This is a genomic window from Pontivivens insulae (assembly GCF_900302495.1).
GTDB lineage: Bacteria > Pseudomonadota > Alphaproteobacteria > Rhodobacterales > Rhodobacteraceae > Pontivivens > Pontivivens insulae.
This window is the reverse complement of the sequence record NZ_OMKW01000001.1, coordinates 81032-104858: the sequence shown is the minus strand read 5'-3', so window position 1 is coordinate 104858 and position 23827 is coordinate 81032. Positions and strand designations below refer to the sequence as shown.

Genomic DNA, 23827 nt, shown 5'->3' with positions numbered 1-23827 from the left:
AGCATTAATAGATGGCGGATTTGGCCCACCAAAAGAAAACCACCGCTCCGGATGTCGGAGCGGTGGCATACTGGCCTTGCTTGATCGGTTGGGATCAGGCGTTCACGGAGTCTTTCAGTGCCTTCGCGATCGTGACTTTCACCGCGCGATCCGCTTCCTTCTTCATCTGCTCGCCGGTGGCCGGGTTGCGCACCATGCGCTCGGGCCGGTCGCGGCAGAACACTTTGCCAATGTTCGGGATCGTCACGGCGCCACCTGCGGACACTTCGGTGGTCACAACGTTGGACAGAGCATCCAGAAACTTTGCAGCCGAGGCCTTGTCGCTTTCCGTTTGTTCGGCGAGCGCTGCAACAAGCTGCGTTTTCGTCATTGGCTTCTGTGTCATGATTTTTTCCCTGTCATATTCACATTTGATTTTTTTATGAGAAGCGAAAGCCCCCAAAGCGATCACGCATACTTGATCCTAACTGGCGGGCCGCTTCAACGGTTTTCCTTAGAAAATTGGGATAGATCGTCGGGTAAACGCCCCAAAATCCCATCTAGAGGAAAGCTGTTTCGTCAAAGCTTCGCAATTTGCGAGAATGCAACCGCTCAAGTGGCATTTCGCGAAGCGCTTCCATGGCTGACAGGCCGATCCGCAGGTGTTGTGCAACCTGCCGTTTATAGAAATCCGTGGCCATGCCGGGCAGTTTCAACTCGCCGTGAAGCGGCTTGTCCGAGACGCAGAGCAGTGTCCCGTAGGGTACGCGGAAGCGGAAGCCGTTCGCCGCGATTGTGGCACTCTCCATATCGAGGGCAATTGCGCGGGACTGGCTAAGCCGCTGCACCGGGCCGGATTGGTCGCGCAGCTCCCAGTTACGGTTGTCGATGGTCACGACTGTGCCGGTGCGCATGATCCGCTTCAGTTCATAACCACCCAGCCCGGTCACGCTCTCAACCGCATTTTCAAGTGCGACCTGAATTTCGGCCAGTGCAGGGATTGGAACCCAGACCGGAAGGTCATCGTCGAGGACGTGATCTTCGCGGACATAGGCATGAGCCAGCACATAGTCGCCAAGGCTTTGCGAGTGGCGCAGACCGGCACAATGGCCCAGCATCAGCCATGCATGGGGACGCAAAACGGCGATGTGGTCGGTGATCGTCTTTGCGTTCGAAGGACCGACACCGATATTGACCATCGTGATCCCGTTCCCGTCCGCACGGGTCAGGTGATAGGTCGGCATCTGGGGCATCTTCGCAGCAGGCTCCCCTTCCACTCCGTCCCGGGTGGTGACACGTCCGCCGGGCTCCACGAAGGCGACATAGCCGGTATCTTCGGTCAGCTGCTCTTTTGCCCAGGTCACGAACTCGTCCATGTAGAACTGATAGTTCGTGAACAGGACATGGTTCTGGAAATGCGCGGGGCTGGTGGCGGTGTAATGTGCCAGCCGCGCCAACGAATAGTCGACCCGTTGCGCGGTGAAGGCGGCCAGCGGGTTATGACCGCTCGCATCGGGGCCTTGGGTGCCATTGACGATATCGTCATTGGTCGTCTCAAGGTCCGGCACATCAAATGTATCGCGCAATGGCCCGCCCAGCCGATCTTCGATGGAGCCTTCGACATGGGCACCTTCGGGCAGGGCGAAATGCAGGGGGATTGGCGTGTCAGATACGCTGACCTGAACCGGCACTCCGTGATTGTTCATCAACAGCTTGATCTGCTGTTCCAGATAGCCCTTGAACAGGTCGGGCCGTGTAAGCGTCGCTGAATAGGTCCCGGGTTCTGCGACGTGACCAAAGCTGAGGCGGCTGTCGATCCGCGCAAAGGAGGTCGTCGTCAGTTCAAGGCGCGGGTAGAAGGCACGATACCGTCCCTCAACCTCACCACCCTTCATGACGTTGGCAAAGTTGTCGCGCAGGAACTCTGTCGCCTCGGTGTAGAGCGCAATGATATGTTCAACAGCCTCACCCGCCTCGTGAAACAGCTTTGCAGGGCGCACGGCGGGGGTCAGTACAGGCACTTGGGCCGGGGCGTAGGGAACACGCATCGTATCTCTCCGAATGGTCAGCCGAGTATAAGCTCGGTCTTTTTGAATGTTGTGACATCGACGAGGCCGATATCCGAGATACGAAGCTCAGGTATCACCACCAGTGCCAGAAGGGAATGCTGCATATAGGCGTTGTTGAGTTTGCATCCACACGCAACCATCGCCTCCATCATGCGATCTGCATCCGCTGCAACCTCATGCGCGGGGCGATCTGCCATCAATCCGGCGATGGGCAGGGCGACAGAGGCAATGACCTCTCCACCTTTCACGACGCAGATCCCGCCGCCGAGCGCGCGCAGGTGATTTGCAGCCATTGCCATATCGGCTTTGTCTGTCCCGACGACGATCATGTGATGGCTATCATGCGCAACGGTAGAAGCCATGGCGCAGTCCGTGTCATAGCCAAAGCCAGAGACGAAGGCGTTGGTGACACCGCCGGTCGCCCGATGCCGCTCGACCAATGCGATCTGGCAAACATCCCTGGCGCGGTCCATGTTCAGGACGCCATCCGTCGCCGTCACCTCGGCCTCCAACGCCTTGGTGGGGGCCTGATTTTCAACGACACCGATGACCCGCACGCGCGCCCGGTCGCCCTCATGGCGAATGTCGAAATCCGCGGCTGTCAGATCGCGGGCCATGTTGACCGTCTGTTTGCTGTCGAGCGGCCATTCGAAATCGGGCAGGGGGGCTTTGAGCGTACCACTCTCAGCCACGATTTCACCACGGCCTAAAACCATCTCGATGGGTAGCGATTTCAGATCGGATGTCAGGATCATATCGGCACGCCGACCCGGAGTGATCGAGCCGATTTCACGCTCCAGCCCGAAATGCGTCGCCGTGTTGATCGTTGCCATCTGTATTGCGATCAAAGGGTCGAGCCCGCAGTCGATGGCATGGCGCACCACACGATTCATATGTCCATCGCGAACCAGCGTGCCAGAATGGCTGTCATCGGTGCACAGAATGAACGAACGCGGGTCTAGCCCCTTTTCCGTAACCGCCGTTACCTGGCTTTCAACGTCATACCATGCAGAGCCGAGGCGCATCATCATCCGCATCCCTTGCCGCACACGGGCAATCGCATCGGCCTCGCACGTGCCCTCATGATCATCCGCCGGACCGCCCGCGACATAGGCATGGAACGCAGGTCCGAGATCGGGGGACGCATAGTGGCCGCCAACCGTCTTACCCGCGGCCTGCGTGGCGGCAATCTCTGCCAGCATGGCCTGCGATCCGTTGATCACGCCAGGAAAGTTCATCATCTCACCCAACCCGATGATGCCGGGCCACGCCATCGCCTCGGCCACTTCATCAGGCCCAAGCTCAGCGCCCGTATTCTCCAACCCCGGCGCCGAGGGGGCGCAGGAGGGCATCTGCACATAGACGTTGATCGGCTGTTCCAGCGCCTCATCATGCATCAGCCGCACGCCATAAAGCCCCAGCACATTTGCAACCTCGTGCGGATCGACAAACATCGAGGTCGTGCCGTGGGGCATCACGGCGCGGGCAAATTCGGTGACTGTCAGCATGCCGCTTTCAATATGCATGTGCCCGTCACACAGGCCGGGCACCATATATCGGCCCTTTGCCTCAACGATTTCAGTGTCAGGGCCGATGCAGTGAGAGGCGTCCGGCCCGCAATAGGCGAAACGCCCATCCTTGATCGCAATGTCATGGTTTTCGAGGCATTCGCGCGTGTGCACGTTCACCCAGATCCCGCCCTTCATGACCGTGTCAGCGGGGGCACGCCCTGCAGCTACGGCAACAAGATTTGCGGCGACATCCTGCCAAGTGGGAAACATATCAGCGGCTCCTGCATCAAATAGGTCCGCCATTGTCCGGGATTGCGCGCGCCCCGTCCAGACGGGACGCGCGCTGTGGCTTAGAAGCGCATGTTCAGGCCAAGCTGGATCGTCGTCGCCTCAGCCTCCAGCCCGTTGATAGCGAAACTGTCGAAATCGTGGCGCAACGCCTTTGCCGAAGCCGTTACCAGATCGGTGATGAAAACCTCGTACCCGATGCCATAGAACGAGCCGCTGGAATCGCCCGGAGCGGCTGCGCCTGCGCTGGTCTCGACATCTGCGACACCCGCAGTGACATAGTAGAAGTTGCGCCCGCCATCGATGCCGCCGCGCAGTGCGAACCGCTCAACTGAATCGATTGTCGCGATCGTCGCACCGGCTGCGTTGCGCAGGGCAAGATCGGTGCGGTCCAGCTCGATCCCGCCGCCCAGAATGAACGACCCGAAATCGTAGTCGTAATAGGCCGTCAGACCGTAGATGTCGTCATCACCGCTGCTTGCGGCCGCGCCGCTGGTGTCGGCATCAATGTTGCCGAATTGCAGGCCGACGGACGGACCAGTCCAATCGCCCGTGCCGGAATAGGAGCCGAAGCCGCCGGCAAGGGCAGGAGCTGCGGTAAGAGCAGTCAGAACAGTGGCAGAAAGAAGGACATTTTTCATTGCGTCTCTCCAAAAAGAACTTGGCATGAAGGATTTCATGAGCGGCGACCTAGGCCCCGCATTCTTCTGGGAAAGGCTTGAAATCATGAAAACTTCGCCCAAAGCGGCTCACGAATGCGCGAGCCGCTCAGTTTCGTTTCAACGCAGATACCCAATCGCCGCCGTCGGGCTTAACCGAGCCGCTTTCAGGAAACGGTCGAGCTTGTCGGGATCCGGTTGGCGGGTCGTCGCCGTTTCCTCTGCGGCGAGGCCGCCGGTGATGAAGAGCGTGTCGAGCCCTTCACCGACGCCGCCTGCGATATCCGTATTGATCCCATCCCCGATACACAGGATGCGATCATCATCGACGCTGTTCCCGCGGATCTCGGTGAGTTTGCGACGGGCCAGCGCGTAGATGGGGGCGTGCGGTTTTCCGAACGCTTGCGCGTCGCCACCGGCCTCAGCATAGGCCTGCCCGATTGCGCCCGCGCAATAGATGCGCTTGTCGCCGCGATCAACGATCACATCAGGATTGGCGACCAGCATTTTCAGACCCTTCGTCACACCGTAAAGAATGGTCTCGCGATAGTCGTCGGGTGTTTCGGTGTTGTCGTCGAATAGACCGGTGCAAACGATGCTCTCGGCCTTCTCAAGCGGCACGCGCTCGACCGTCGTGCCTTCGTAGAAATCATCCTCTGCCACGGCCGTGAAGAACGGCTCATCCCGGCCTGGTCCAAGATGGTAGACTTTCGATCCGAATGCGCCGGAGGCGAGGGCGTCGACAGCGGCATCGCCGGAGCTTGTCACGCCTTGATAAAGGTCGCGCGCGACGCCGATCTCATCGAGCTGGGTGACGACATGCGCCGACGGGCGGGGCGAGTTGGTCAACAACAAGACCGTCCCGCCGCCATCGCGGAACTGGGTGAGGGCCGCGACGGCTTCCTCAAAGGGTCGGACACCATTGTGCAGACACCCCCACAAATCGCAGAACACCGCGTCATAGTTCATTGCGATCTCGTCGAGATTTTCGATGATGCGGGTCATTGCGCCGTTTCTCCTTCAAGGACGATCCGATCGACGACATAGCCCTGTTCGCGGAGCAGTTCGACCAGTCCGGTCTCTCCGACAAGGTGCAGTGCACCAACGGCAATGACTGTATCACCTGCCTCGAGCGCAGCTGTGATTGTCGGCATCCAGTTGGCGTTGCGCCCGTCGAGCAATTGGGTCTCCAGCACCTCGGCCGCTTCGATCAGCGCTGGATCGTCAATCTCATCCGCGGCCAGAATATCTGCAAATTCAGCAACATGCGCGATCTCGCCACGCTGGTAGTAGTCGAGCGTTTCAATAAAGACCGGAACAGCAAGGTCGAGTGTGGAGATGGAGGTTTGCAGGAAAGCAAGCTCGACCGTGTCTTCAAGCGCGTCCATCATCTCGAAGATTTCGAGGGTGGTTTCCAGGGGCGCAACCGTGACGCCAGCGGCTTGCGCAACCAGTTCGGCGCGCGCGTCCAGTGTGGTGCCGCCGCGTGCCTGCAGGACCAGTTCGCATTCGGGCAGCGCGACCAGCGTTGCGGCGAACCATGGTTTGAAGCGGTCCGCGACATGAGGTGGCACGCCGAGCGGTGCCGCGGCGGTGCTGAGCGTTGTCCAATCCTGTGGCGAGAGCTGATCGCTCAACCCTTTGCCGTCAAGGCTCATGAAGAGGTCCGGGCGCAAGCCCAACATGGCCTGGGCGCCCTGTTGATCGGCAGTTGTCACTTCGACCAGAAGTGTCTCAGCCTGCTCAATCCGCGCTGCGACTTCGTCAGGCAGATCGACGTCCGGTTGCGCCGTGTGGAACGTGCCGAAGAGCATACCGCGCGTGTTGTTCCCTGAAATTTCGTAGAGTCGGCCCAGTGCATTCGGGACCTGAGCTGCGGCCACGTCGACCTGTGCCCGCTGGCTGTCCGTCAAAAGGTTAATGGCCGGATCGGCGATGCACCGGGCGTGCACAACCTGTGCACAAAGCGTGCACAGGGCGACGGCGGCGATCAAAAAGGTTAACGGCTTCAACATCTGAACCTCATAGAGACAATCGGGGGCTGGGCAGAGAGCTAGCATCCCTGCGCGGCAGGGCACAGGGCCAACTGTAATTCGGCTCAGCATTCGACGGCTGAAAGGCGCCGCCCTCGAAGTGCTGTGCGTTTACTCGACCTCGCCATCGAGCATGACGCGCTCGATGGAAAAGCCGTCCTTTTCGAGAAGGCGCAGCAACCCGTCCTCGCCGATCAGGTGATCGGTGCCGACGGCGACAAAAATCGGGTGCATGCCGGAGAAAAAGAGGATGGGTCCCAACCATTCCTGATGACGGTCGATTATCAGGGCCTGATAGCTGACATGCCGGGCGTCTTCGGTCGCGAGATTGTCGGGCGGATTGCGCCCGGCGATTACATCGCGAATTGCCCACATCGCGCCTGTGCGTCCTTCGCCGTAGAGGGCAATGACGGTCCTGTGCAGGTCGGCGACGCCGTCAATACCGCCCACGCTGAGTGACCAGCGTAGCAGGTCAACCTGCTGATCGCGCGACAGCGCATTCATGGCGTTGAAATAGTCCACGGGCGCTTCCAGCGCGCTCCTTGGCATGCGCATCGTTGATGAGGTGTCTTCCACCATCATTTCCATTGTCTGCGCACCGTTCATCTGCCCCTCCAGTTCACAGAGAGGAAAGGCGGCCCAATCGGCCACCACCCAGGGATGCAGACTTTCGATATCCGCCGTCGACCACCCCAGCGGATCGAGCCGTTCGGTCAGAATCGCCCATTGTTCCTCTGACAAATCCTTCTCAAGGCTCTCCCCCGATGTGTCGGCGTAGAGCGAAGGGTCGCCGGCGAGTTGGTTTTCGAAGATTGCTTCATCAATGCTGGAGGTTCGGAACATCATGGACTCGGCACCTTTCATGCCATCCCGGACGGCTTCAGGCAGGTCGGGCCCAAAGCCGGAATCGATGATTCCGTAGAAGAAAATATGCTGGGTGCTGCGGCGGGCGACAAAGGCGCGACCTGTGGAATAGGCGGTTTCTGCAACAAAGGCGTCGATATAGCCACGCTCCTGCTCGGTCAGCGTATCCATAAGGTTTTGGCCCCCACAGCGGGCGGACGCCTGCCCCACGATTGCTGTGGTGAAAATCAAGGACAGCAATAGGGTTGCGCTCTTCGCGATCATGCATAGGTCTCCTGCCAATGGTTAAATCTGGGTAGCGCAGTCCTGGCGCAGAGACACGCAGATCGCTGTTAAATTTTGATCCTTCACAAGAGTTGACACTGCGGCGGGCGCTGTCTAGCTATGCGGCTGTTAGCACTCTTGGGCGGTGAGTGCTAAGGCGCTTCCGTCCACCCGTAACAGAGACTTTTGTAAGGAGAGACTCATGGCTTTTACCCCCCTGCATGACCGCGTTCTGGTTCGCCGCCTTGAGAGCGACGAAAAAACCGCTGGTGGTCTGATCATCCCTGATTCCGCCAAGGAAAAGCCCGCCGAGGGCGAAGTCATTTCCGTCGGTTCCGGCGCACGTGACGAAAATGGCGGCCGCGCACCGATGGACGTGAAAGCGGGCGACAAGGTTCTGTTCGGCAAGTGGTCCGGCACCGAGATCAAGATCGACGGTGAAGACCTGCTCATCATGAAAGAGAGCGACATCCTCGGCATCATCGGCTGAGCGACCGCTTTTCCCTTTCAACACATTTCTAAAGGAGCTTAATCATGGCTGCTAAAGACGTAAAATTCGGCACCGAAGCCCGTAACGGCATGCTCAAGGGCGTCAACACGCTCGCAGATGCCGTCAAAGTGACCCTCGGCCCCAAAGGCCGCAACGTGGTCCTCGACAAGTCCTTCGGCGCACCGCGCATCACGAAAGACGGTGTGTCTGTCGCCAAAGAAATCGAGCTTGAGAACAAGTTCGAGAATATGGGCGCGCAGATGGTCAAGGAAGTTGCTTCCCGCACCAATGACGAAGCGGGCGACGGCACCACCACCGCGACCGTTCTGGCACAAGCCATCGTCAAAGAAGGCGCAAAGTCCGTTGCCGCCGGCATGAACCCGATGGACCTTAAGCGTGGTATCGACCTTGCCACTGCTAAAGTGGTCGAGCAGATCCGCTCCATGGCGCGTCCGGTTTCTGACTCTGACGAAGTTGCGCAGGTCGGCACAATCTCCGCCAACGGCGAAGCAGAAATTGGCCGTCAGATCGCTGACGCCATGCAGCGCGTCGGCAACGAAGGCGTCATCACCGTTGAAGAGAACAAGGGTCTGGAGACCGAGACCGAAGTGGTCGAGGGCATGCAGTTCGACCGCGGCTACCTCTCCCCTTACTTCGTCACCAATCCTGACAAGATGATTGCAGAGCTGGAAGACGCGATCGTGCTGCTGCACGAGAAGAAGCTGTCCTCCCTCCAGCCGATGGTTCCGCTGCTTGAGCAGGTGATCCAGTCCGGCAAGCCGCTGCTGATCATTGCAGAAGACGTGGACGGCGAAGCGCTGGCGACCCTCGTGGTCAACAAGCTGCGCGGCGGCCTGAAGATCGCTGCTGTGAAGGCACCGGGCTTCGGCGACCGTCGTAAGGCGATGCTGCAGGATATCGCGGTTCTGACCGGTGGTCAGGTGATCTCCGAAGATCTGGGCATGAAGCTGGAAAACGTCACGATGGACATGCTGGGCTCTGCCAAGCGCATCTCCATCACCAAGGACGAAACCACCATTGTGGACGGCCTGGGTGAGAAGGCAGAGATCGAAGCGCGTGTCGCTCAGATCAAGCAGCAGGTTGAAGAGACGACCTCTGACTACGACCGTGAGAAGCTTCAGGAGCGTCTGGCCAAGCTCGCAGGCGGCGTTGCCGTGATCCGCGTCGGTGGTTCCACCGAAGTGGAAGTGAAAGAGCGTAAGGACCGTGTGGACGATGCCCTGAACGCGACCCGCGCAGCTGTGCAGGAAGGCGTTGTCGTTGGCGGCGGCGTTGCACTGGTGCAGGCAGGCAAAGCGCTCGAAGGTCTGGAGGGCGCGAACGCTGACCAGAACGCGGGTGTGGCGATCGTGCGCAAGGCGCTGGAAGCACCTCTGCGTCAGATCGCCGAGAATGCTGGTGTGGACGGTGCAGTCGTTGCGGGCAAAGTCCGTGAGAGCGACGACACCTCCTTCGGCTTCAACGCACAGACCGAAGAGTACGGCGATCTGTTCTCCTTCGGCGTGATCGACCCGGCGAAAGTCGTGCGTACCGCGCTGGAAGATGCAGCTTCCGTGGCAGCCCTGCTGATCACCACCGAAGCGATGGTCGCAGACAAGCCCGCCAAAGAAGGCGCTGGCGCACCTGCAATGCCCGACATGGGCGGCATGGGCGGCATGATGTAATCAACCCGGATGGGTTGAGAAAAAAGGGGCCGCAGCGCGAAGCTGCGGCCCTATTTGTTTGGTGTCGTTCCCGGAATTATTCGCCAATCAGCACCTCGTTGCGGGCTGGGGAAGGCAGTGGAGCGTCCAGTTCGACACTCAGATCGGCGGCCAGATCGAAGAATCGGCGTCGCACCGCTTCTGCATAGGGATTGCTGCGCTCGATCGCTTCGAAGACCTCTGGCGCATCATGTTGGACCATGGCGATAGCCTCCGACAGCAAATCAAAGCTTCTGGTGGTCATGCGCGTTGGCAGTGGTCCCATCCTCAGCAACACCTTCGCGATGAGGTGGGTCAGCCCCTGAACGATTGCCGTTTCGCGGTCGTGATCTTCGGGCGTAGTCACGATAACGGTGAGCCCCAGCGATTTTCGCAGAAATGCAGCCAATCGAGTATGGCGATTGCCGCGAATAGGGCAGACGGCAATCTTCAGGCCCTTCAGCCCGTTGGCAGCGCTTTGCGGGCCGAACAACGGGTGTGTCGCGACAATGTCGACATGGCCAGGTAAGAGCTTGCGCATGATTTCGGCAGGTCCAACCTTGACCGAGCCAACATCGATGATCAGGGCGCCGGGATTGCAGGCTTTTGCAATCTGCTCAACCACCTGCTCGAACGAAGAGACGGGAGCCGCTATCAATACAATGTCCGCCTGCGCCACGTCGTGCAACGACGTCAGGCGCACCCCAAGCCGTTGGGCCATGCTGGCCACTGCGGAGGATGGGTCATAAGCCGCTACTGCAAAATGAGCCGTAAGGTACCGGGCTGCGAGTTGTCCGAATGCACCGAACCCCACTATGCCAATGGACGTGTGTTGTTTGCTGATTGTCTTGCTCATTTTCGACCTCTGAACATGCCGCCCGGCATGAGGTCGATTGCAAGGTGACCGCTGACGGGGCAGCGGAAAACAAATGATGAATGACCCGCGGCTATGGAAGCGGGCGATAATAGTCCTGCGATGCGAAGCACAATTTCATCATGGACGCAGACTTACGGGCCGCAGGCAGTGTATGTCAACGATCTGGCAGGGCACTGCTGGCGTGCCTTGCCGTTGCTACCTGCTTGGGTCCGCATCAAACGCTTCCAACATGCTGGCCCTCAACCGTTCCACATCATCGTCGACAGCAACGTTTGGATCACATTTGAAGGGGGGGAGAACCTCGATGCGGATCGTGCCGCTTTTGGGTAGCAATTTGCCCGGGGGCAGGAGGCGGTCTGAGGCGTGGATCACAATCGGGCGGATCGTGCGACCGGTCTTGCGGGCGACCATCACCGCCCCGGCTTTGAAGGGGCCGAGGCCTTCGGATTTGGTGCGTGTGCCTTCGGGAAAGAGCACGACCGAACTGCGGGCGGGCATCTCGTCGACCGCAGAGGTCAGGGTTTCGAGCGCAACCGCACCGCTTTTCCGGTTAATCTCGACAAGGCCTGCGCCCTTGAATCCGCGACGCAGGAGGGGGGCGTCGCAGAGTTCCTTCTTAGCGGCGAAGGTGATCCATTTTTCATCAGGCATCACGTCCATCAGCGCGAAGCCGTCGAGATGGCTGCGGTGGTTGATCACGATGATGCTGTTGGTGTCGCTCGCCAGCGTCGCCCGATCCGCATCTGACATGATGGGACGGATGCTGAGCAGCCAGAGCAGGCGGGTGCAGGCGCGCTTGACCTTGCGCCAATACCAGCCACGAAATCCCCGGCGACGGCCGCATAGCAGGGGTATGAAGGCGATGATCAGAAAGTAGAGCGGCCCGGCAACAAACAGCACCCCACGCTTGAGGAATCGAATGCCAAAACCGTCAATCGTCGCGGTCACCGCGGTCTCTGCTGGAAGGTGCGTAGGCATATATCCCCGTCGCGCATGTTGCCTGCCGGGGATCGTGACGGTGGTATGTGGTCGGCCCGTCTGACGCAGGGCCCGACAAGCGCCTGCGTGCCGCCTCTATGGGCTAAGGACAGTTCTGGATCAATACGAAGTTGAGCAGCCGTCGCTAAGCGAGGCGTCCATAGAAGGTCATGCGCGCATTTTCAGACAGTTCGACCCCCGGCTGGGAATTGTAGGCCAGAACGGCGAGCATGCGGGTCTTGTCACTTTCATTGGGGGAGACGCGATGAATGGAATTGCGCCCCCGAAAGAGTACGAGCGTGCCGGGATCCATCGTCAGCACGTCGGGTTGTGTGGCTCCGTCGAGCAGTGCGGTGACGCCATCGTAATTCATCTCCCCCGCATCTGCGTCGCGCAGATCTTTGACGTATTCAAAGCGGCTGCCGGCGTCGGGTTTTTCGATCAGCAGGGTGATGGCAAAGGAGGAATTGTCGAAATGCCAGCCGAGTTCCTGCCCCCGCTCGGCATAATGGATATTGATGGAGGAGAGTGGATCGGCATAGGGGTGGAGCGCGTCCTCACCTGTCGTGGCCATGACAAAGCTGCGAAACGCCTCTGAGTCATAGAGCGTCCTGAGCGGGGATGTCGCTGCGATGATGTCATCACAGATGCACCCCTTTGAGCTTTCCACCTGCCGGTTCGCGGCATGATCGGTGGGCAGCGCCGGATCGCGCGGTGTGAGGTAGACCGAATGGCTTTGTGTACAGAAATAGGCCCGGTCCCGCCCCGCGCGGCTTTCCGTCTGAAGGCTTGTCAAAGCGTCTGGGCGCAGAAAATCGGGCAGGGCCAGAACGCCCTCTCGGTCCAACGTCTCGGCGCAGTGCTGCTGAAACTCTGGATCAGAGAGCGGGTAGATATTTTGATTCACGATGTCTGCGATGTTCATGGCCGCTCCCCAATAAACTGCACCGAGTTTGGCGCGAAACTGTCCCGCAGGAAAATCATTTGTTACGTGAGGGTCACCTGAACGTGTCTGGTGCTTTCCGTCCGATCTGTCAGAAGAAGGGGATGCGCCTGATCCTGACCATTCTTATCGTCCTCATCGCCTTTGCCGCAAATTCCGTGCTGACCCGTGCCGGATTGGTGGCTGGTGGGATTGGACCAGGGGATTTCACGGCGATCCGGTTGGTGTCCGGGGCAGGGATGCTGGCGATCCTCGTTGCATTGCAGGGGGGGCGACCCTGGGAAGGGGGCAGCCTTGCGGGGACGGGTTCGCTGTTCGTTTATGCTGCCGCCTTTTCCACCGCCTATATCGTGATGGATGCGGGGCTGGGGGCGCTGGTACTGTTCGGTGCGGTGCAGGTTACGATGTTTGCCGGTGCAATTATGCAAGGCGAGCGTCCGGGGCTTTGGCGTTGGGTCGGTTCTGCGCTGGGCCTTGCGGGGCTGGCTCTGCTCGGCGTGCCGGGGGCGGACGCGCCGCCGGTTTGGGCGCTTGCATTGATGATCGGCTCTGGGGTGGCCTGGGGGCTCTATTCGCTGGTCGGGGCGCGGTCTGGTCCGCCCCTGCGCGCGACGGCGGCAAACTTCTTGTGGGCGGCCCCGCTTGGCCTTCTCTTTGCTGTGATCATGGTGGAGGACGTGCCGCAGGCCGCAGGGATCGCGCTTGCTGTGGCGTCGGGCGCGGTGACCTCGGGCTTGGGCTATGCGCTGTGGTACCGGGTGCTGCCCCGGCTTGAGGCGACGCAGGCGGCGTTGGCACAGCTGACGGTTCCGCTGATTGCACTCGCCGGTGGCATGGTCTTTCTGGGCGAGCCTGCGACGCTGCGCTTTGCCCTCTCGGCGGTTCTGATCCTCGGTGGGGTGGCGCTGGGATTGCTGCTCGGTCGAAAAAAGTTGCCAGACGGCGACTAGCTTGGCACGATTCCCGGCGAGAAAACGCAGGGAGGCCAGAATGGCAGGCGAAAACGACAAGTTCGAAGTGTATCAGGACAAGCGCGGTGAATATCGCTGGCGGCGCACGGCCTCTAACGGCAACATCGTGGGCGCCGCAAGCGAGGGCTACAAATCCAAGGCGGATTGCGAAAAGAACATGAACCGCGGTGTTGTGGCGACCGACAAGTGGGAGTTCTACACGGACAAAAAGGGCGAGCACCGCTGGCGGCGCAAAGCGTCCAACGGTCAGATTGTCGGGGCGTCGAGCGAAGGCTATTCCAGCGCCAAGGGTGCCAAGGACAATGCAGCCCGTCAGGGATATGAGGGCTGATCCAGCGTTCTTATGACATGACATCCCCGGTGGAGAGACCGGGGATGTGACAGCAAGGCTTCAGCCGGGTAAGCGACGTCGCGCCTTATTGGCAGGGTCAGGGCACGATGACTTCGAGCGGGTCGTAAAGCACATCGCCTTTCGGCCCGAATGCCAGTTTTTCGACGATATCCGGTTTCACACGGAGCCCGGCGAATTCCGTTTGGTTCACCCAGGCGGTTCGGTTCACGACGCCTTCCGTATCGGCCCAGTTGCCTTTGGGGCGGGCGATAATGCTGGCCTCGTAGATCAATTCGACCTGGTGGAAGCCCTTTTCGGGGTGATGAAATTCCGACACGGCACGCAATGCGCCGATGCGGATGGTCAGGCCGGTTTCCTCCCACACCTCGCGGATCAGATTGTCGGGCACGGATTGGTGCTTTTCCACGCCGCCACCCGGCAGGCACATCAAGTCGGACTGTGCACCCGGATAGGCGTTGACGAGCAGGAGCCGTCCGGCGTCGAGGATCAGGGCACGGGCGGCGAGGCGAGGCGTGGTCTGTGACATGGGCGGACCCTGTGCGAATTTCCGTTGCGGCGCAAGGACTGGTCAGCCGCGCTGGGCGTGCCTAGATTCGCATCATGAAACGCATCCTGATCCTGTTCTTTCTGCACGTTCCCGGCATCGCGAATGCCGCCTGCGTCGTGCTGATGCACGGGCTGGCGCGCACGGACGCGTCGTTCACGATCATGGAGCAGGTGTTAGAGCGGGAAGGGTTCAATACCGTGAACCTGACCTATCCGTCGACGGAGGCGGGGATTCAGGCGCTGGCGCGCAGCGCCATTCCGCAATCGGTTGCCCAATGCGGGGAGGATCGACCCGTTCACTTCGTGACCCATTCCATGGGCGGGATCCTGCTGCGCGTTTATCTTGCGGATGAGTGGCTGCCCTATCTGGGCCGGACGGTGATGTTGGGGCCACCCAATCAGGGGGCTGAGCTGATCGAAGTGTTTGAGGATTGGCCCCTTTTTGAAGTGATCAATGGTGAGGCCGGGGCCGAGCTGGCGCCCGATGCGATCCCAGCGCAGCTGGGCCCGGCGACCTTTCCGGTTGGCATCATTGCAGGCAGTCAGGCGGGCAACCCGATCTACTCTGCCCTGATCGAGGGAGAGGATGATGGGAAGGTCTCGGTTGAAAGCACCCGATTGGAGGGCATGACGGATCATCTGGTGCTGCCCGTGACGCATACGTTCATGATGAACAGCCCCACTGTCATCGCACAGGTCCTGCACTTTCTGCGGGACGGCACATTTGATGATGAGTTGGGTTTTCTCGACGCTGTCGAAGAATTGGTGACGACACCGCAGGACTGAAGGCGGGTTTGCCTGCGGCGCGGATATTTCCACCAAGAAGAAGCCGGTCGCTTATCCTTTGGATGCGCGGGGTGAGACTCGGTTCACGTGGCCCATCTTGCGGCCCGGGCGGGATTGCGCCTTGCCGTAAAGGTGAAGGGCTGCGTTGCTATCTGCGGACAGGGCCTGCCACTGGTCGACCTCGTCCCCGATCAGGTTCTCCATCACCACGTCTGAATGCCGTTGCCCATCGCCCAGAGGCCAGCCCGCGACCGCGCGGATATGCTGTTCGAACTGGTCGATGGTGCAGCCGTTTTGTGTCCAATGCCCGGAATTGTGCACGCGCGGCGCGATCTCGTTGACGATCAGGCCGCCGGACGTGACGAAGAGTTCAATTCCCATCACGCCGACATAGTCGAGTTCGTTCAGGATACGTCCCGCCAGCAGCACGGCATCGGTTTGCAGGCTACGCGGAAGGGACGCGGGAACAGTAGTCGTGGCCAGGATGCCGTCACGATGGACATTCTCGCCAGGATCGTAGCAGGTGATCGCGCCGTCGAGCGCGCGGGCAGCGATCACGCTGATCTCTGCCGAGAAATCAACGAAACCCTCCAGCACGCTGGGGGCCGTAACCTCTGGCCGATCATCGGCGCTGCGCAGGCGGGCCTGCCCCTTGCCATCATATCCCATGCGGCGGGTCTTCAGGATCGACGGCGTCCCGATCTGCGAGATCGCCGCGTCCAGTTCCGCTTGATCCTCAACATTGGCAAACGGCGCGGTCTTGAGGCCGATGCCTTGCAGGAAGGTCTTTTCGTCCAGACGGTCCTGACTGATCCCCAGACTACGGCGGTTGGGGCGGATGGGCACGACGGCCTCGATCCGGTCGAGGGCCGCGGTGGGGACATTCTCGAACTCATATGTCACGACATTGACGGACGCGGCGAAAGCGTCGAGGGCGGCATCATCGTCGTAAGGGGCGGTCGTACAGCGATCCGCAACCTGCGCGGCGGGGCAATCCGCGCTGGGCTCATAGATGTGAACCTTGAAGCCAAGTGGGGCCGCGGCTAGGGCCAGCATGCGGCCAAGCTGGCCGCCACCCAGAATGCCGATGGTCGATCCGGGGGCGAGGGCGTCACTCATCAATCGGCTCCTCAGGGATGGAGGCGCTGAGCGCATCGCGCCATGTGTCGAGCCGCTCGGCCAGTTCCGCGTCAGAGGTCGCAAGAATGCCCGCGGCCATCAGCCCGGCATTGGCCGCGCCCGCCGCCCCGATGGCCATTGTCGCGACTGGAAAGCCCTTTGGCATCTGAACAATTGAATAGAGGCTGTCGACGCCGGATAGCGCCTTGGTCTGCACCGGCACGCCCACGACCGGAACCCGCGTCTTTGACGCCATCATGCCTGGCAAATGCGCAGCCCCGCCGGCACCTGCGATAATCACTTTCAAGCCACGTCCCGCGGCCTCTTTTCCGTAGGACCACAGCCGGTCCGGGGTGCGGTGGGCAGATACGATTTTGGCCTCATAGGGGATGTCGAGCGCGTCGAGCATGTCGGCTGCGAGTTTCATCGTCGGCCAATCCGACTGACTGCCCATGATGATTCCGACCACTGGCTGCATCGCGTTGCCCCTGCTCTTTGACGTTTCGCGCACTATAGGCAGGCGTGGCCGGGTCTCAAGCGATGATATCGGGGTAAAGCTCATCCTCGATCCGGGCGATCTGATCTTTCAGGCCCAGTTTCTGCTTTTTGAGCCGTCGCAAGGTCAGCATGTCGGCGCGTCCGGTTTGTTCAAGCGCAGAGATTGCATCGTCAAGGTCGCGATGTTCGCGCGTGAGGCCCTGAAGGCGGACTTGCAACCGTTCGGTACGGTCCAGCTGGTTTGGCTCATCACGCACGGCATGTCTCCCTCAGTCCCACAGAGTACAGGATAACACTCCGCTGCGTTCGTTCAACTGGCGTTGGTTGCACCCGTGCCGGTGGGCAACTAGATGTGGCGCATGAAATGGATTGAACGCTTCCGCGCCCGCACTGCCCGCAAACCTGTCGTGTCCGTTATCCGCCTGGATGGCGTCATCTCGGCGGGCGGTGGCGTGGGGCGCGCAGGGTTGAGCGATGCGGGCACGGCAGAGCGGATTGAGCGTGCGTTCAAGGTGAAGCGACTTGCAGCCGTAGCCCTCGTCATCAACTCCCCTGGAGGCTCCCCCGCGCAATCGGCGTTGATCGCTGCGCGCATTCGCCGTCTGGCCGAAGAGAAGGACGTTCCTGTCTACGCATTTTGCGAGGATGTGGCCGCATCCGGGGGCTATTGGCTGGCCTGCGCTGGCGACACGATTTACGCGGATGCCAACTCCGTCGTTGGCTCGATCGGTGTGATTTCTGCCAGCTTTGGCCTGCATGAGTTCATTGCGCGCTACGGGATCGAACGCCGGGTTCACACCGCTGGGGAAGACAAGTCCATGCTCGACCCGTTCCGTCCGGAGCGGGAGGAGGATGTCGTTCGCCTGAAGGCTTTGCAGAAAGACATTCACGACAACTTCATCGCGCATGTGAAGGCGCGGCGGGGCAATCGCCTGGCCGACCGCGATCTGTTCACGGGTGAAATCTGGGTGGGTCAGCGTGCGCAAGAGGTTGGACTGATCGATGGGATCGGTCATGTCGTGCCGACGATGAAAGATCTGTTCGGCGACGATGTTCGATTTAATGTGACGCGCCAGCGGCGCCCGCTACTGTCTCGCCTTGGGATGCCCGGCGCGGAGGCGCTGGTGGGCGCAGTTGAGGAGCGGACGCTGTGGCAACGGTACGGGTTGTAAGATCATGATGCTGAAGATCATCGTTCTGTTTCTGATTTTCATGGCCGTCATGGGCATGTTCGGGAAATGGCGGACACGCTTTTTCGAGCGGGGGCCGAAACGGTGCCGCAAATGCAACGGGCATGTCATTGGCGGGCAGTGCCCGTGTGGAGCCACCCGTTGATCTTGTGCTTGTCACAAAGCGTTACGCGCCTATATGCCACGAACGGCGCAGCGTTGCGTCGAAGCGCGGGGTAAGGAATGGATCTGCTATTTGCAGCGGGCGGTCTGGTGCTGCTCGTTATTGCCGGAGACATTCTCGTGCGGGGTGCGGTTGCACTGTCGCTGAAACTGGGTATCCCCGCGCTGATCATCAGTTTGACCATCGTTGCTTTCGGGACATCTGCGCCGGAATTGCTGATCGCGATTCAGGCGGCGCTTGATGGGGTTCCGGGCATCGCGTTTGGCAATGTGGTCGGGTCCAATATCGCGAATGTCCTGCTTGTGATCGGCCTGCCGGCCTTTATTGCCATCATCAAGACCACCGAATGTGACACCCGCCGCAGCTTTTTACAGATGCTGGCTGCAACGATCGTGTTCATTGCGCTGTGCGCGATGGGGCCGCTGCATTACTGGCACGGTGTCGTGATGCTGGCGTTGCTGGGCTATATCCTGCTCGACGCCTATCGTGCGGCGAAGGCGGCGCGACATGGGGATATGGAACCGGAAGATGAATTGGCAGAGCTTGAAGATGCCGATCCAGATATGTCCGGGATCAAAATCGCGATCTTTATCATCCTTGGAATTGCCGGTTTGCCGCTTGGTGCTGATCTGCTGATCGACGGCGCGCGCGGGATTGCCCTGGCCTATGGGGTGTCGGATGCGGTGATCGGGCTGACACTGGTGGCGATTGGCACCTCTCTGCCTGAGCTTGCGACGACCATCATGGCGACGATCCGGCGGCAGGCGGATGTGGTGCTGGGCAATGTCATCGGCTCGAACCTGTTCAATCTTCTGGCGATCATGGGGATCGCGAGCTTCTTTGGCCCGCTGCCGTTGCCGGACGGGTTCCTGACCTTCGATCTGATTGTCATGCTGGGCACATCGTTGCTGCTGATCCCGTTTGTGCTGCACTGGACGAATGTGACCCGTGTTTGGGGTGTGCTGTTCGTTGGCCTTTACGTGGCTTACGTCGCCCTTTTGGCGAGCACGCACTGAACGATGGTGGCGCGGACGTACAGCTTATGTGGCGAAGTCGACGGCCCATGGGCCGTGGCTGTAGACGCGGTTCTTAAATCGGCAGGTTGGAGCAAGGCCGCTGACGCGGATCTTCTGCTATTCGTCCCGCGCGCGACCGCGCCGGGCGCGTCCGACTTTGCTGAAGCGGAGCGGCTGCAGGTCCAACTCGACGCAGTTAAGGCCAAGAGTACGTTGGACGCGTTGGGAGAGGTTGCGGCCACAACGCTCGCCGTTGCGTTGTTTGACGGGCGCATTCGGACGCTGAAGCAGCATTTTGCCGGGCGCAGCGCGGTGGATGCCGCGCGACGCGATATTGTGGTGACAGCCGCACTGGGCCGCGCGCCGGCACTTCGGGTGACCGGGCTGGAATTCGGCGCGGCACCGGAGGGACCGGATCAACGCGATCCGACGTGGCAGGCCGCTCAGGTTGAGCGCATCTCGGTTGCGATCCCGGACCTATCACGCTTGCCGTCGATGCTGACATACCTCGCACAGCAGAAAGCCGTCACCGGGCAGATCATTCGACTTGAAAATCGGGTCTGAGGTCTGGCAGCCGCCGTGCTCTCGATTCGTTCGGCCTGACTTTTCCACCGGAGCGCGGCCTGTCACAAATGCGTTAAAATTCTGGTAGAGATTCCAATGTATTAACACGTGCGAATAAAAATATCTTTTTATAACAATGGCTTGATATAGTGCCCAATATTTAGGCAAATCAATTCCCCGCCTTAATTTTAAGGATAATTTCGTCTCATCATAAACTTGTCCTCACACTTATCCACAGGATCGGTGGAAAGCTTTTTCCTTGATCAGGGGCTTGGGCCATTGCAGGGCCACGGGGGAATCACGAAGGTGTAAACCATGGCGCACAACAACTCGCACAGCTTCGAAGAAGAGGGTCAGGCCGACGCCGCGCGGCAGGCGATGCGCAGCGGTGTCGAGGTCATCAAATCCTATGTGACCACACTGCCCGACGCGCCCGGTGTCTATCGTATGCTGAATGACGCGCAGGAGGTGCTGTATGTCGGTAAGGCCCGATCCCTGCGAAAGCGGGTCGCCAACTATACAAAGCTGACCGGGCAATCCGCGCGGATCGGGCGCATGATCATGGCGACCGCGTCAATGATGTTCCTACGCACGGAGACAGAGACTGAAGCTCTGCTTTTGGAGCAGAACCTGATCAAGCAGCTCAAGCCGCGTTACAACGTCCTGCTGCGCGACGATAAGAGCTTTCCCAATATTCTCGTGACGGATGATCATGGCTTTCCCCGCATTGCCAAACATCGCGGTGCGAAGACTCGGAAGGGCCGGTATTTTGGACCCTTTGCGAGTGCGGGGGCGGTGAACCAGACGTTGAATACGCTGCAAAAGGCGTTTTTGTTGCGCAACTGTACGGATTCCGATTTCGAGACGCGGTCCCGCCCCTGTTTGCTCTATCAGATCAAGCGGTGCTCCGGCCCCTGTGTTGGGAAAATCAGCGAGGCGGAATACAGCGCGCTGGTTGAGGATGCGGTAAAATATCTTCAGGGGCGCTCCACCCGTGTGCAGGGTGAATTGGCCAAGGAGATGGCGGAAGCCTCTGCCGCGATGGAATTCGAACGTGCCGCGGCCCTGCGGGATCGTATTCGGGCAATGACAAATGTGCAGAGTGCGCAAGGCATCAACCCCGAAACGGTGGCCGAGGCGGATGTGATCGCGCTGCATGAGAAAGATGGGCAGGCCTGCGTGCAGGTCTTCTTTTTCCGCGCTCATCAGAACTGGGGCAATCGGGCCTATTTCCCGCGCACCGGCGGCGCGGAGAGCGCGGCCGAGATCCTTGAGAGCTTCATGGGGCAGTTCTATTCGAACAAAGAACCTGCGCGGCTGATCCTGATGAGTCACGAGATCGAGAACGTCGATCTGATGCGCGAGGCGCTGAGCGCGAAGCTGGGCCGCAAAGTGGTCATTGGCGTCCCGTCGCGTGGCGAAAAGAAGATGCTGGTCGAGCAGGCGGCAAAGAACGCCCGGGAAAGCCTGGGGCGGCGAATGAGTGAGACGGCGACGCAGGGCAAGTTGCTCGCCGGTTTGGCGGATGCGTTCGATCTGGACGAGCCACCGCAGCGGATCGAGATCTACGACAACTCCCACATTCAGGGTGCGCACGCTGTTGGCGCCATGGTTGTGGCGGGCCCCGAAGGGTGGCTGAAGTCGAGCTACCGCAAGTTCAACATCAAGGGGGACAAGATCACGCCCGGTGATGATTTCGGCATGATGAAAGAGGTACTGGACCGGCGGTTCTCTCGCCTGATGAAGGAGGACCCGGATCGTAAGAGCGACCAGTGGCCTGATCTTTTGCTGATTGATGGTGGTCCGGGGCAGGTCAGCGCCTCGGAAGCGGCGCTCGCCGATCTGGGCGTTGAGGATGTGACCATTATCGGCGTCGCAAAGGGAACGGAGCGGGATGCGGGCAAAGAGGTCTTCTACCGCGCCGGTCAACCGCCCAAGGCGCTGCCCTTTCGCGACCCGGTGCTCTATTTCACGCAGCGATTGCGGGATGAGGCACACCGTTTTGCAATTGGCACACACCGGGCGAAGCGGGCCAAGGCGACAACTGCGACGCCACTCGATGAGGTACCAGGCGTCGGTGCTGCGCGTAAGCGGGCCTTGTTGGCGCATTTCGGCTCTGCCAAGGCGGTCACTCGGGCGGGACTGGCCGACCTGAAGGCGGTGGACGGGATTTCCGACCAATTGGCCGAGCAGATCTACGGGTTTTTCAATGCGGATGGCTAGATGGGCTTTGTCAGCATCAACCAGATGATGGCGAGAACCGCCGCGAAGGCGGGAACGCCACAGGCAAACCATATCCTGAAGAGCCGGTGATAGGCCGGTGGCAATGTGGCTCCGGCATTCACCGCTGTGACTGCGAGATCGCGCATGCGGGTCTGGATCGCGACCACAGGCAGCCAAAACGCACCGGTGAAGACATAGAGGCCAAGGGACCAAAGCACCCAGCCCTCGGTCAGCGGCCAACCATAGGCGCGCGCGAGAATGTAGCCGGTAATCGGTTGAAGAATGGCTGCGCTCGCGGTGAAGAGGGTATCGGCGATGACCACGATCCGGGCGGTGCCAGCGATAAGGCTAACGTCCCCGCTCAAATGCGCCATCACCATGAAGAACGCGATCCCCGCGCCAGTGCCCAGCAGGACGGTCGCGCCAAGGACGTGGAGAAAGTGTACAAGCTCGATCATCGCTCATCCAGCAGGCTGGCCGTGACGAACGCAAGGGTGAAGCCCGGAATGACCTTCACCATCGGACCCAGTGGATCGAGCCAGAGTGCAGGGGCCAGGAGGGCCGCCCCGGCCATATAGCTGAGCGATATCAGCATCATGGCGAAGCACGCGGAGCGCGCAAAACGGCGCACCAGAACAGCAAGTCCCACGATGATGTCCGCGAAGGCGCCGAGATAGACGAAGGCCATTTGCCACGCTGCGGGCGGCGATCCCAGAACGCTTGCCGCGCGCGCGGGGTCGAGCAGCGCGATCAGGCCAGACACGCACCAGAACAGCGCGAGGGTCACAATTGCCACCGGCAGCATCAGATAGGTGCGCGCAAAACGCAGATCCTGCGTAGTCGCGGGCATCGCGGCCAATGTCTGCGGCAGGGACGTGCAGGGATGTTCGGGGTGAGGCTCGGCGCGGACACCGTCGCGGAGCGTCTTGAGCGCTGTGCTGCGCAGTGGGCTGTGCCATCCTAGCCATCCGGCCAGATCGGCGCAGCGTCCCAATATGCTGACGAGGGGGGCTGGTACCGGGACAGATACCCCATCCGGCAGCCCGATCCAGCGCCGCATTTGGGCGATCAGGCTTGGGAAATTGTAGGCATCTGGTTCGGCCAACTCGATGACCTCTCCCGTTGCGATCCGTCGCTCAACGGCCGCCAGCACAGTCTGTCCGATGTCGTTGACGCTGACGGTCTGGATTTCGACATCCTCCATGATGCGCGGAACGAAACCGGGCAGCGATGCGGCCGCGCGCAACAACGCGGTTCCGCCATAGGCCGTGGGTGCGAGTACGAGTGCCGGCCGCAAGATCACCTGATCTATACCGGAGGACTGGAGCACCGCATCCCCCATCGCCTTTGTCCGCATGAACGCGGTGGAGGCATCGGCGCTGGCCCCGGCGGCACTGATCTGCACGACCCGGATCGGACGGCTTCCTATCGCCTCCACCAGTGCCTCGATCATCTGAAGGTGGATCGCATCCAGATTGTCCCGCAGACCATCCTGCAGGGCACCCGCTGCGTTGACGACTGTGTCGATATTCCTCAACACATCCGCCCAGCCCGCCGGGTCGAGTTTGGTCAGGTCGGCGGAGATACAGTCGACGCCTGGTAGATGGCGCGGCGGTGTTCGCGCCACGCCGCGCACAACATGACCTACGGTGACGAGATCCCGGGCGATGGCGGCACCGATCAGGCCGCTCACCCCCAGAACCAACACGTTTTGGCTGTGCGCCATGAAAACGTCTCCCCA

General features: G+C 60.4%; 26 protein-coding genes. 10 read left to right on the top strand and 16 right to left on the bottom strand.

The features are described from left to right. Window positions 1–94: 94 nt before the first annotated feature. The 7 genes from POI8812_RS00585 to POI8812_RS00555 all read right to left on the bottom strand — a co-directional run bounded on the left by POI8812_RS00585 (window position 95) and on the right by POI8812_RS00555 (window position 7667). Window positions 95–385 carry an HU family DNA-binding protein gene (locus POI8812_RS00585; protein WP_108780598.1) on the bottom strand — a complete coding sequence of 97 codons (291 nt, stop codon included), beginning with the start codon at window positions 383–385 and terminating at the stop codon, window positions 95–97. Between the two features lie 154 nt (window positions 386–539). Then, window positions 540–2027, bottom strand: coding sequence for an AMP nucleosidase (locus tag POI8812_RS00580; RefSeq protein ID WP_108780597.1), 1488 nt, complete (start codon window positions 2025–2027; stop codon window positions 540–542). Between the two features lie 17 nt (window positions 2028–2044). Continuing rightward, a complete protein-coding gene (ade, locus tag POI8812_RS00575; RefSeq protein ID WP_108781449.1) occupies window positions 2045–3829 on the bottom strand; it encodes an adenine deaminase in 1785 nt (594 codons plus the stop codon). 80 nt (window positions 3830–3909) lie between these two features. After that, window positions 3910–4488 (bottom strand): outer membrane protein, encoded by a 579-nt coding sequence (locus POI8812_RS00570; protein WP_162844841.1) that lies wholly within the window; start codon window positions 4486–4488, stop codon window positions 3910–3912. A 138-nt stretch (window positions 4489–4626) separates the two neighbouring features. Then, complete coding sequence (locus POI8812_RS00565) at window positions 4627–5511, bottom strand: TIGR01459 family HAD-type hydrolase (protein ID WP_108780595.1); 885 nt, start codon at window positions 5509–5511, stop codon at window positions 4627–4629. Further along, the gene (locus tag POI8812_RS00560) at window positions 5508–6521 is read right to left on the bottom strand and encodes a TraB/GumN family protein (protein WP_162844840.1); all 1014 of its coding nucleotides are present in this window, start codon (window positions 6519–6521) and stop codon (window positions 5508–5510) included. The genes POI8812_RS00565 and POI8812_RS00560 overlap by 4 nt, the downstream gene beginning before the upstream one ends. 129 nt (window positions 6522–6650) lie before the next feature. Beyond that, complete coding sequence (locus tag POI8812_RS00555; RefSeq protein WP_108780593.1) at window positions 6651–7667, bottom strand: TraB/GumN family protein; 1017 nt, start codon at window positions 7665–7667, stop codon at window positions 6651–6653. Between the two features lie 202 nt (window positions 7668–7869). On the opposite strand from POI8812_RS00555, the gene POI8812_RS00550 reads away from it, so the two are divergent. Together POI8812_RS00550 and groL are read left to right on the top strand one after the other, a co-directional pair. Next, the gene (locus POI8812_RS00550; protein WP_108780592.1) at window positions 7870–8157 is read left to right on the top strand and encodes a co-chaperone GroES; all 288 of its coding nucleotides are present in this window, start codon (window positions 7870–7872) and stop codon (window positions 8155–8157) included. A 44-nt stretch (window positions 8158–8201) separates the two neighbouring features. Next, on the top strand, window positions 8202–9842 hold the full coding sequence (gene groL, locus POI8812_RS00545; protein WP_108780591.1) for a chaperonin GroEL: 1641 nt from the start codon (window positions 8202–8204) through the stop codon (window positions 9840–9842). Window positions 9843–9918: 76 nt separating this feature from the next. Here the strand turns inward: groL and POI8812_RS00540 are convergent, their stop codons facing one another. The 3 genes from POI8812_RS00540 to POI8812_RS00530 form a co-directional block, all read right to left on the bottom strand. After that, window positions 9919–10716: a prephenate dehydrogenase gene (locus POI8812_RS00540; protein WP_108780590.1), complete on the bottom strand. Its 798-nt coding sequence runs from the start codon at window positions 10714–10716 to the stop codon at window positions 9919–9921. A gap of 216 nt (window positions 10717–10932) precedes the next feature. After that, window positions 10933–11685, bottom strand: a complete 753-nt coding sequence (locus POI8812_RS00535) for a lysophospholipid acyltransferase family protein (RefSeq protein ID WP_162844839.1) — start codon at window positions 11683–11685, stop codon at window positions 10933–10935. Between the two features lie 175 nt (window positions 11686–11860). Next, window positions 11861–12640 carry a HalD/BesD family halogenase gene (locus POI8812_RS00530; RefSeq protein WP_181377178.1) on the bottom strand — a complete coding sequence of 260 codons (780 nt, stop codon included), beginning with the start codon at window positions 12638–12640 and terminating at the stop codon, window positions 11861–11863. A 59-nt stretch (window positions 12641–12699) separates the two neighbouring features. Between POI8812_RS00530 and POI8812_RS00525 the strand changes: the two genes are divergently transcribed. Beyond that, window positions 12700–13608: a DMT family transporter gene (locus tag POI8812_RS00525; RefSeq protein ID WP_306438834.1), complete on the top strand. Its 909-nt coding sequence runs from the start codon at window positions 12700–12702 to the stop codon at window positions 13606–13608. A 40-nt stretch (window positions 13609–13648) separates the two neighbouring features. Continuing rightward, window positions 13649–13960 carry a YegP family protein gene (locus POI8812_RS00520; protein WP_108780587.1) on the top strand — a complete coding sequence of 104 codons (312 nt, stop codon included), beginning with the start codon at window positions 13649–13651 and terminating at the stop codon, window positions 13958–13960. Window positions 13961–14057: 97 nt separating this feature from the next. On the opposite strand, the gene POI8812_RS00515 is transcribed toward POI8812_RS00520, so the two are convergent. Beyond that, the gene (locus tag POI8812_RS00515) at window positions 14058–14507 is read right to left on the bottom strand and encodes an NUDIX domain-containing protein (protein WP_108780586.1); all 450 of its coding nucleotides are present in this window, start codon (window positions 14505–14507) and stop codon (window positions 14058–14060) included. A gap of 74 nt (window positions 14508–14581) precedes the next feature. Between POI8812_RS00515 and POI8812_RS00510 the strand changes: the two genes are divergently transcribed. Continuing rightward, a complete protein-coding gene (locus POI8812_RS00510; protein ID WP_108780585.1) occupies window positions 14582–15313 on the top strand; it encodes an esterase/lipase family protein in 732 nt (243 codons plus the stop codon). Window positions 15314–15364: 51 nt separating this feature from the next. On the opposite strand, the gene POI8812_RS00505 is transcribed toward POI8812_RS00510, so the two are convergent. The 3 genes from POI8812_RS00505 to POI8812_RS00495 are packed head-to-tail and all read right to left on the bottom strand — an operon-like array spanning window position 15365 to window position 17187. Then, window positions 15365–16432 carry a 5-(carboxyamino)imidazole ribonucleotide synthase gene (locus tag POI8812_RS00505; protein WP_108780584.1) on the bottom strand — a complete coding sequence of 356 codons (1068 nt, stop codon included), beginning with the start codon at window positions 16430–16432 and terminating at the stop codon, window positions 15365–15367. Then, on the bottom strand, window positions 16425–16910 hold the full coding sequence (gene purE, locus POI8812_RS00500) for a 5-(carboxyamino)imidazole ribonucleotide mutase (protein ID WP_108780583.1): 486 nt from the start codon (window positions 16908–16910) through the stop codon (window positions 16425–16427). The genes POI8812_RS00505 and purE overlap by 8 nt, the downstream gene beginning before the upstream one ends. Window positions 16911–16965: 55 nt before the next feature. Next, window positions 16966–17187: a YdcH family protein gene (locus POI8812_RS00495; protein WP_108780582.1), complete on the bottom strand. Its 222-nt coding sequence runs from the start codon at window positions 17185–17187 to the stop codon at window positions 16966–16968. Between the two features lie 102 nt (window positions 17188–17289). On the opposite strand from POI8812_RS00495, the gene POI8812_RS00490 reads away from it, so the two are divergent. The 5 genes from POI8812_RS00490 (at window position 17290) to uvrC (ending at window position 22086) form a co-directional block, all read left to right on the top strand. Continuing rightward, window positions 17290–18102: a S49 family peptidase gene (locus POI8812_RS00490; RefSeq protein ID WP_370739559.1), complete on the top strand. Its 813-nt coding sequence runs from the start codon at window positions 17290–17292 to the stop codon at window positions 18100–18102. Between the two features lie 4 nt (window positions 18103–18106). Further along, complete coding sequence (locus tag POI8812_RS17575) at window positions 18107–18265, top strand: hypothetical protein (RefSeq protein WP_162844838.1); 159 nt, start codon at window positions 18107–18109, stop codon at window positions 18263–18265. A 77-nt stretch (window positions 18266–18342) separates the two neighbouring features. Next, window positions 18343–19299, top strand: coding sequence for a calcium/sodium antiporter (locus tag POI8812_RS00485; RefSeq protein ID WP_108780580.1), 957 nt, complete (start codon window positions 18343–18345; stop codon window positions 19297–19299). 3 nt (window positions 19300–19302) lie between these two features. After that, a complete protein-coding gene (locus POI8812_RS00480; RefSeq protein ID WP_108780579.1) occupies window positions 19303–19863 on the top strand; it encodes a Rossmann-fold NAD(P)-binding domain-containing protein in 561 nt (186 codons plus the stop codon). A 315-nt stretch (window positions 19864–20178) separates the two neighbouring features. Beyond that, window positions 20179–22086, top strand: coding sequence for an excinuclease ABC subunit UvrC (gene uvrC / locus POI8812_RS00475; protein WP_108780578.1), 1908 nt, complete (start codon window positions 20179–20181; stop codon window positions 22084–22086). Here uvrC and POI8812_RS00470 read toward each other — a convergent pair. Then, the gene (locus tag POI8812_RS00470) at window positions 22083–22544 is read right to left on the bottom strand and encodes a DUF2269 family protein (RefSeq protein ID WP_108780577.1); all 462 of its coding nucleotides are present in this window, start codon (window positions 22542–22544) and stop codon (window positions 22083–22085) included. The two genes, uvrC and POI8812_RS00470, sit on opposite strands and share 4 nt — an antisense overlap. Next, complete coding sequence (locus tag POI8812_RS00465; protein ID WP_108780576.1) at window positions 22541–23812, bottom strand: SDR family oxidoreductase; 1272 nt, start codon at window positions 23810–23812, stop codon at window positions 22541–22543. The genes POI8812_RS00470 and POI8812_RS00465 overlap by 4 nt, the downstream gene beginning before the upstream one ends. Window positions 23813–23827: the final 15 nt, after the last annotated feature.

Coding starts and splice junctions, on each gene's coding strand:
- POI8812_RS00580 (WP_108780597.1), bottom strand. CDS start 2,027: ATGCGTGTTCCCTACGCCCCGGCCCAAGTGCCTGTACTGACCCCCGCC.
- POI8812_RS00540 (WP_108780590.1), bottom strand. CDS start 10,716: ATGAGCAAGACAATCAGCAAACAACACACGTCCATTGGCATAGTGGGG.
- POI8812_RS00550 (WP_108780592.1), top strand. CDS start 7,870: ATGGCTTTTACCCCCCTGCATGACCGCGTTCTGGTTCGCCGCCTTGAG.
- POI8812_RS00555 (WP_108780593.1), bottom strand. CDS start 7,667: ATGATCGCGAAGAGCGCAACCCTATTGCTGTCCTTGATTTTCACCACA.
- POI8812_RS00530 (WP_181377178.1), bottom strand. CDS start 12,640: ATGAACATCGCAGACATCGTGAATCAAAATATCTACCCGCTCTCTGAT.
- POI8812_RS00515 (WP_108780586.1), bottom strand. CDS start 14,507: ATGTCACAGACCACGCCTCGCCTCGCCGCCCGTGCCCTGATCCTCGAC.
- purE (WP_108780583.1), bottom strand. CDS start 16,910: ATGCAGCCAGTGGTCGGAATCATCATGGGCAGTCAGTCGGATTGGCCG.
- POI8812_RS00485 (WP_108780580.1), top strand. CDS start 18,343: ATGGATCTGCTATTTGCAGCGGGCGGTCTGGTGCTGCTCGTTATTGCC.
- POI8812_RS00465 (WP_108780576.1), bottom strand. CDS start 23,812: ATGGCGCACAGCCAAAACGTGTTGGTTCTGGGGGTGAGCGGCCTGATC.
- POI8812_RS00505 (WP_108780584.1), bottom strand. CDS start 16,432: ATGAGTGACGCCCTCGCCCCCGGATCGACCATCGGCATTCTGGGTGGC.
- POI8812_RS17575 (WP_162844838.1), top strand. CDS start 18,107: ATGATGCTGAAGATCATCGTTCTGTTTCTGATTTTCATGGCCGTCATG.
- POI8812_RS00520 (WP_108780587.1), top strand. CDS start 13,649: ATGGCAGGCGAAAACGACAAGTTCGAAGTGTATCAGGACAAGCGCGGT.
- POI8812_RS00560 (WP_162844840.1), bottom strand. CDS start 6,521: ATGTTGAAGCCGTTAACCTTTTTGATCGCCGCCGTCGCCCTGTGCACG.
- POI8812_RS00585 (WP_108780598.1), bottom strand. CDS start 385: ATGACACAGAAGCCAATGACGAAAACGCAGCTTGTTGCAGCGCTCGCC.
- POI8812_RS00510 (WP_108780585.1), top strand. CDS start 14,582: ATGAAACGCATCCTGATCCTGTTCTTTCTGCACGTTCCCGGCATCGCG.
- POI8812_RS00480 (WP_108780579.1), top strand. CDS start 19,303: ATGGTGGCGCGGACGTACAGCTTATGTGGCGAAGTCGACGGCCCATGG.
- POI8812_RS00570 (WP_162844841.1), bottom strand. CDS start 4,488: ATGAAAAATGTCCTTCTTTCTGCCACTGTTCTGACTGCTCTTACCGCA.
- POI8812_RS00470 (WP_108780577.1), bottom strand. CDS start 22,544: ATGATCGAGCTTGTACACTTTCTCCACGTCCTTGGCGCGACCGTCCTG.
- POI8812_RS00565 (WP_108780595.1), bottom strand. CDS start 5,511: ATGACCCGCATCATCGAAAATCTCGACGAGATCGCAATGAACTATGAC.
- uvrC (WP_108780578.1), top strand. CDS start 20,179: ATGGCGCACAACAACTCGCACAGCTTCGAAGAAGAGGGTCAGGCCGAC.
- POI8812_RS00490 (WP_370739559.1), top strand. CDS start 17,290: ATGAAATGGATTGAACGCTTCCGCGCCCGCACTGCCCGCAAACCTGTC.
- groL (WP_108780591.1), top strand. CDS start 8,202: ATGGCTGCTAAAGACGTAAAATTCGGCACCGAAGCCCGTAACGGCATG.
- ade (WP_108781449.1), bottom strand. CDS start 3,829: ATGTTTCCCACTTGGCAGGATGTCGCCGCAAATCTTGTTGCCGTAGCT.